Below are 6,787 nucleotides of genomic sequence, written 5' to 3'. Positions count from 1 at the left end.
GACGCGCTCAGCGGCGTCATCGCGAGATCGTCCAGGATCACTATGTCCGTCTTCGCGAGTTGCGCGAGCCAGCGCGCGTAGCCGCCACTGCCGTGCACCAGGGCCAGCTCCTCGCTGAGTTTGGGCATACGCAGATAGGCAACCGAGAAGCCCTGCCGGCAAGCCTGAACGGCGAAGGCGCAAGCTAGCCAGCTTTTCCCGAGCCCGGTCGGCGCAATGAGGATCAAATTCTGTCGCCGCCGAACCCATTCACAGGTCAGCAGGCGGGCGGTGAGCGCGCGATCAAGGCCGCGGACCGTGCGATAGTCGATATCCTCGGGCGATGCGTCAGCGAACTTCAGCTTCGCGCGGCGAAGACGCGCGGTTGTCTGTCGCGACTCCCGTTCGCTCGCTTCGCGCTCGACGAGTAGTCCGAGACGCTCCTCGAAGCATAGCCGGTCGATGCCCTCCTGGGCCTGCTGTTCGGCGAGGGCGGCAGCCATGCCGCCCAGACGAAGCGAATACAGTTTTTCGACGGTCGGATGGTGAAGCATAAGCACTCCGTTTGCTCTCAGTGATAATAAGAAGGACCGCGCACGTTGGCGTGCACGAGGGGAAGGTCGGCCTGGACAGAAGCCGTTTCGGGCTCCCTGTCCAGACCGTTCTTTAGCGTCGAGGCAATGAACTTGTAGTTCGGCGCTTTCAGATCGATGGCGCGACGGCAGGCGGCCTCAAGACGGTCGCGTCCGTAGTCCTTGCCCATCCGCAGCACGCCCAGGCATGCGCGGTATGCCTGCTGCGGATGCTTGCGAGCGCCCAGCAGGTGCTGGATGACGGCGGCGGTATGCGGGCCGATGTCAATCGCCCAGTTGCGTAGCCGCTGTGGATCGCAGCCCTTGACGACCGCCTGATGCTCCGGCGGCATGTGCGCGTCGATGGTCGTATGGAAACGGCGACGTGCGCTCTTGCCGTGGGCGGCAATACGTTGACCGCGATGGAATATCTCCACGGTGTTGATCGTGACGCGCACATTGACCTGTTCGCGCGCGTACCGGTACGACACCGAGTAGTAGTGCTCGTCGACCGCGACGTGATAGTCCGGACCGACGCGGGCCGTGATCCATTCCGCGTACTGGTAGGGTTTTGCGGGCAACGGCCGCAGCGCCGGACGATCGAACTCCTCGAACGCGCTGCGACGACAACCCGGCAGCTTCTTGAACGGCCGGTTGTTCAGCTCCACAAGCAATGCGGCGACGGCGCGGTTTGCGGTGTACAAACTGAAGAAGCGTTGATTGCGTAGCTTCGCGAGAATCCATCTCTGGGCCAGGAGCACCGAGAGCTCCGCTTTCGCTTTATCACGGGGCTTTCTCGCACGCGCAGGGATGACGGCCACGGAATAATACGTTGCCATTTCCTGATACGTCGGGTTGATTTCCGGCTCGTAGAAATTCGCTTTGCTCACGCCCGAGCGCAGATTGTCGGGCTTCTGTGCCCGCTGGCGTTATGTGGCCCTTTCTTTTCGAAGTAGCGACCGTGGGCCATTTTGTTGCCTCACTGGCAACATAACGAGTCGTCGTGGCATGTTGATCTTCCCACTTTCCTTGGGAGATTGTCATGCTCGAGAACTATTATGTTCGTCCCGCGAGCGTTGATCGCATCCGGGCTTCGTGGATCGCTCCAGCGATCGAGCAGTACGTCAACTGGATGGCAGAGCACGGCTATACACCCCGCAGCGTGCTGCACCGCGTTCCGGTTCTGGTCGAATTCGGCGAGTTCGCTAAGACGCACGGCGCGAACGAATTGGCGCAACTAAGCGACCACGTCGAACCGTTTGTGCAAGCCTGGATTGGCCGACGAGGGCGTGGACGGTGCGCTTCCAGAAGAAGCAGGTTGGCCCATGAGATACGCAATCCCGTTTGCCAGATGCTGCAACTGGCAATTGACGGTTACGTTGGTCCGGGTCGCCCGCATAAGCCAGAGAATCCGTTCGAGCGGCAGGCGCCGGAGTTCCTGGCGTACCTTGTCGAGGAGAAGGGCCTCCGGCCGCGTACGATTTACCAGTACCGCTTCCACCTTCGACAGTTCGCAACCTACCTCGATCGCAACGGCATCGTTCTACGCGCTGTGTCGCCGACCGTGATCAGCGGCTTCATCACCGAGTATGGTCCACGGGTTGCCTGGACCACGCTTCGCAATGCCTGTGGAACACTGCGAGTCTTTCTGCGATACCTGTATCGTGAAGGAGTCGTCGCCAGAGACCTGAGTTCGCTGGTCGAGTTTCCCCAATCGTATCGATACGCAGGCATTCCCCGATCGATCGCCTGGGATCAGGTTGAGCGCATCCTGGCGAGCGTTGATCGACGTTCGCCCTGTGGTAAGCGCGACTACGCGATGCTGTTGCTGCTCGCGACATACGGGCTGCGGGCCTGCGAAGTTTCTGCACTCTCCCTGGACGATGTTGACTGGCGCAACGAGCGTTTCAGAATCCGCGACCGCAAGGCCGGTAATACGACCACTTACCCGCTGTCGGCGGTAGCCGGAGCGGCAATCGTCGACTACCTCAAGAATGGGCGGCCGGCGACAACGCATCGTGAAGTGTTCATGCGCATGACGGCACCGCTCGCTCCGATCCAGTCCGCGGCTGTGGTGTCGCGGGCTGCTTACTTCATCCGCAAGGCCGGTGTCAGCGTTCCACGGACTGGCTCCCACGTACTGCGCCACAGTTGCGTCCAGCACTTGCTCAACGCCCATTTTTCACTTAAGCATATTGGAGACTATATCGGGCACCGAAACATTTCGTCGACCCAGATTTACGGCAAGATCGCGATCGAGGAACTTCGCAGTGTCGCACAGGGCGACGGGGAGGATGTGCTATGAGTCCCCACACGTCTTTCCAGAGTTTTCTTGGGCCGGATATTGAGCAGTTCATCGTTCACAAACGTTCGTTGGGAAGGCGTTATGATGTTGAACAGAAGACGCTCGTTCTGCTCGACGCCTACCTTCTACAGAAGCGCATTCGTCGCCTCTCCGAAGTGACTCCGCCCCTGGTGGATGAGTTCCTGCTCTCGCGTCCACGATCGCGCCCGAGGAGCTACAACCACCTACGTTGCACGATAGGCCGGTTCTTCTCGTATCTCGTCGATCGCGGCAGTCTCGCCGCGACACCCTTGCAGTCACCACCGCGTCGATCGAGATATGACCGGGCGCCGTATATCTTTGATACGGCAGACGCCAGGAGGCTGTTCGCTCTGGCCAAGGCGCTTCCCGACAACGGAAGCACCATTGAACGGGGCAGTACCTACTTCGTTCTTTTTGCTGTTCTATATGGGCTCGGATTGCGCGTTGGAGAAGCCTGCCGACTGCGTATCAAGGATGTTGACCGTGAGCGGCAGCTGCTAATCATTCGGGAAACGAAGTTTTATAAGAGCCGGCTCGTTCCCTTCGGTCCCAAGCTCGAAGCGTTGCTCAACGAGCATGTGCGGCGACGTCAGATGGACGACGCGCGCGCAGTCTCGGATGAGGCGCCGCTGTTTAGCCTGCGTGGAGGACGGCCCGTCAGTCCGGGCACCGTAAGTCAGACATTTCATGCTCTGATTCCAAAGCTGCATCTGGACATCGCACCGGGTGTTCCGAATCCGCATCTCCATGATCTACGCCACGCCTTCGCTGTTGGCGTGCTGACCCGCTGGTACCGCGACGGCCTTGATCCACAGGCGAATCTTCTTGCGCTTTCAACCTTCATGGGCCATGCCGATGTGAGCTCCACCTCGGTGTATCTGTCAACGACACCTGCACTGCTCGAGCAGGCCAACCGTCGTTACGAGGCATTCGCCGCAGCAACCCTCCAGGAGGTCATCTCATCATGACACCATCTCTCGGCCCATTGGTACAGTCGTTCTTTACGGATCATCTTCCAGTGCAGAAGGGGTTGCGCCAAGGTTCGATCCGAAGCTATCGTGACACCGTCCGCCTGTTCCTGTGCTTTGTATCCGAACAACGCGGCGGTTCTATCGCATCTCTGACCATCGAGGACCTCGGCTTCGACCAAGTCCTTGCATTTCTGAAGTACCTGGAGCAGCAGCGTGGCAATTCTGTGCGTACCCGCAACCAGAGACGCGCGGCGTTGAATACCTTCTACTCATACCTCGCCCTGCGAGTGCCGGAGATGCTTGCAGCCTGCCAGCGCATCGCCGCGATCCCTGTCAAGCGGACAGCATTGCCTGACACCCACTATCTCGCGGATGATGAGGTGACAGCACTGTTTCGCTCTCTCCCAAAGCAGGGGCGCTTTGCACTCCGAGATCGAATCCTATTGCTCTTTCTGTACAACACCGGTGCCCGCGTACAAGAGGTCGCCGAACTTCGCATGGAACATCTCGATTTCGTCGCTCCAGCCAAGGTTCATCTGCACGGAAAAGGCGATAAGTGGCGCATCTGCCCACTCTGGGAGGAGACGGTTAAGGGTCTTCAGCAACTGCTCACAGAGCAGCATACGTTGCCTGACGGCTACGTCTTCTGTGCAGGACGAAACCGTCCCCTGACTCGTTTCGGTATCTACAAGATCGTTCGACGACATGCTGCATTGTGGGACACGGATATCCCACAGCCTCGGCGAGTCAGCCCGCACCTGTTTCGCCACACCGCCGCGGTCCACCTTCTGGAATCCGGTGTCGAAATCAATGTGATCCGTGGCTGGCTCGGACACGTCAGCGTGGATACTACAAATCGATACGCAGAGCTAACGTTAAAGGCCAAGGCTCAAGCATTGGCAGCCTGTTCGGTGAATTCTGGCATTTCGACGGGATCCCGAGCTCGTACCGCCTGGAAGGACGACAAAACCCTCCTCGAATGGCTCAATTCGCTGTAACAAATTATGTGCTCAAATATTCGCTCCCCGCCGCCTTAGCACGGGAACACCGCGCTTGCCGCCACATAACGCCAGCGGGCACAGAAGCCGGACAACCCGCGCGCGATGATCGTCGATCCCGATCGCTATGAGCCTCGCGCCGGCGACACCGTGCTGGACTTCGCGCGTCACTACGGCACCTCATTTCTGCCTGCACGCGTTTATCGCCCGCAGGATAAGCCGAAGGTTGAAGTGGCGGTTCAGGTGGTCGAACGTTGGATCATGGCGCGCCTGCGTCATCGCCAGTTCGAGTCGGTCCAGTCGGTGGACGACGCGATCCGCCCGCTACTGAAGAACTTGAACGAGCGCCCGTTTCAGAAGCTGCCTGGATGCCGCGCCAGCGCGTTCACCGAATTAGACGCGCCGGCCCTACAGCCACTGCCGGTGCAGCCGTATGAGCTCGCGCGGTTCAAGGCAGTAACGGTCCACATCGACTACCACATCGAGATCGATAAACATCGCTACAGCGTTCCTCACGCGCTTGTTGGACTCAAGCTCGATGCGCGCATCACTGCCGGCGCTGTCGAGTTGTTGCATCGCGGTCGCCGTGTGGCCAGCCATGCTCGCAATGATCGCGTAGGAGGCTACACCACCGTCGTCGAGCACATGCCGGCGGCACACCGCGCCCATCTCGAATGGACTCCGCAGCGGCTTATCCACTGGGGTCAGCAGATTGGCGGCGCCACCGGCGCGCTCGTCGCGCGGCTTCTGCAGGAACAGCGCCATCCCGAGCACGGCTATCGGGCGTGCCTTGGCTTGCTCTCGCTCTCACGTCGCTATGGTCGCGACCGTCTCGAAGCGGCGTGCGCGTTGGCGCTCGAATTGGGTGTACATCGTTACCGCCACGTGCGCGACATCCTCATCAACAACCGCGACCGCGCGGCAGCGACCACGCCTGTCGAATGGGTCAGTCCGAGTCACGCGCATGTCCGTGGCCCCAGCTACTACCAATAAAGAGAACCCGCCATGATGATGCACCAAACCTTGACGCAACTACGCACCCTGAAGTTGGATGGGTTCGCTGACGGATTGGAAGAGCAGTTGACCCAGCCCGGCACTGCGGCTCTGAGCTTCGAGGAACGCCTGTCGTTGCTGGTCGACCGGGAAGCAAGTTGGCGCGATGATCGTCGCCGCACCCGACTGCTCAAGCAAGCGCGCCTGAAGTATCCGCAGGCCGCCATCGAAGATCTCGACACCCGCGCTGGTCGAGGCGTGGACCCGCGTTCGCTCACAAGCCTGGCTCTCGGCGACTGGGTCGAATCTGGATACAGCCTGCTCATTAGCGGCCCAACCGGCGCAGGCAAATCATGGCTCGCTTGCGCCCTCGCGCAGTATGCCTGCCGACGCGGGCACTCCGCGTTGTACCTACGTGTGCCGCGCCTCGGCGAGGAACTGCGCGTCCTCCACGGCAATGGCGGCTTCACCAAATGGCTGCTGCAGGTCGCTCGCGTTGATGTTCTTCTGCTGGACGATTGGGGAATGGCTCCGCTCGACGCGATGGTCCGAAACGATTTGCTCGAGATGATTGACGACCGATCTGCCGGCAAAGCCACGATCGTGACCAGCCAGCTGCCAATCGAACACTGGCATGGCTGGATAGGCGACGAGACGATCGCCGACGCAATGCTAGATCGCCTTATGCAGCGTCATCACCGCATCAAACTGACGGGCGAATCTCTCAGAAAACCATCTCCGAAACCCAGCGGGCTCGAACCAGAACTCGACCAAAACTAGCGAGGAAATCTACAATCGAAACCGCGCAACGCCCGACCTTGCCGAATCGGTCACGTTCCCGAAATCGGCGGTCACGTTCGCCGGAATACGCACATGATCATGCAGATACTCGGCAATGGCCTCCACGCCTTCGCGAATTCCGTCGCCGACGATCAGGAGCAGAAAGCG

5 protein-coding genes and 2 pseudogenes are annotated in these 6,787 nt (G+C 60.0%); 5 read left to right on the top strand and 2 right to left on the bottom strand.

Going from position 1 to position 6,787, the window contains the following annotated elements; translation table 11 throughout:
• Together AWB78_RS40765 and AWB78_RS40760 are read right to left on the bottom strand one after the other, a co-directional pair.
• On the bottom strand, window positions 1-533 hold a 533-nt coding region (locus AWB78_RS40765), incomplete at its 3' end, for an ATP-binding protein (protein WP_062612738.1).
• Between the two features lie 17 nt (window positions 534-550).
• Window positions 551-1,462: pseudogene (locus tag AWB78_RS40760) on the bottom strand (Mu transposase domain-containing protein); the annotation flags it as partial.
• A 131-nt stretch (window positions 1,463-1,593) separates the two neighbouring features.
• On the opposite strand from AWB78_RS40760, the gene AWB78_RS40755 reads away from it, so the two are divergent.
• The 5 genes and pseudogenes from AWB78_RS40755 to istB all read left to right on the top strand — a co-directional run bounded on the left by AWB78_RS40755 (window position 1,594) and on the right by istB (window position 6,619).
• Window positions 1,594-2,856 (top strand): site-specific integrase, encoded by a 1,263-nt coding sequence (locus tag AWB78_RS40755; RefSeq protein WP_062612736.1) that lies wholly within the window; start codon window positions 1,594-1,596, stop codon window positions 2,854-2,856.
• Complete coding sequence (locus tag AWB78_RS40750; protein ID WP_062612733.1) at window positions 2,853-3,845, top strand: tyrosine-type recombinase/integrase; 993 nt, start codon at window positions 2,853-2,855, stop codon at window positions 3,843-3,845. The genes AWB78_RS40755 and AWB78_RS40750 overlap by 4 nt, the downstream gene beginning before the upstream one ends.
• Window positions 3,842-4,846, top strand: a complete 1,005-nt coding sequence (locus AWB78_RS40745; protein WP_062612731.1) for a tyrosine-type recombinase/integrase — start codon at window positions 3,842-3,844, stop codon at window positions 4,844-4,846. The genes AWB78_RS40750 and AWB78_RS40745 overlap by 4 nt, the downstream gene beginning before the upstream one ends.
• 87 nt (window positions 4,847-4,933) lie before the next feature.
• Window positions 4,934-5,839, top strand: a pseudogene (locus AWB78_RS40740) (Mu transposase domain-containing protein); the annotation flags it as partial.
• A 12-nt stretch (window positions 5,840-5,851) separates the two neighbouring features.
• Window positions 5,852-6,619: an IS21-like element helper ATPase IstB gene (istB, locus tag AWB78_RS40735; protein ID WP_053572313.1), complete on the top strand. Its 768-nt coding sequence runs from the start codon at window positions 5,852-5,854 to the stop codon at window positions 6,617-6,619.
• The last annotated feature ends 168 nt before the right edge of the window (window positions 6,620-6,787 follow it).

This window comes from Caballeronia calidae (assembly GCF_900044055.2).
Taxonomy (GTDB): Bacteria; Pseudomonadota; Gammaproteobacteria; order Burkholderiales; family Burkholderiaceae; genus Caballeronia; species Caballeronia calidae.
The sequence above is the reverse complement of the archived record's forward strand: the minus strand, read 5'-3'. Positions and strand labels throughout refer to the sequence as shown.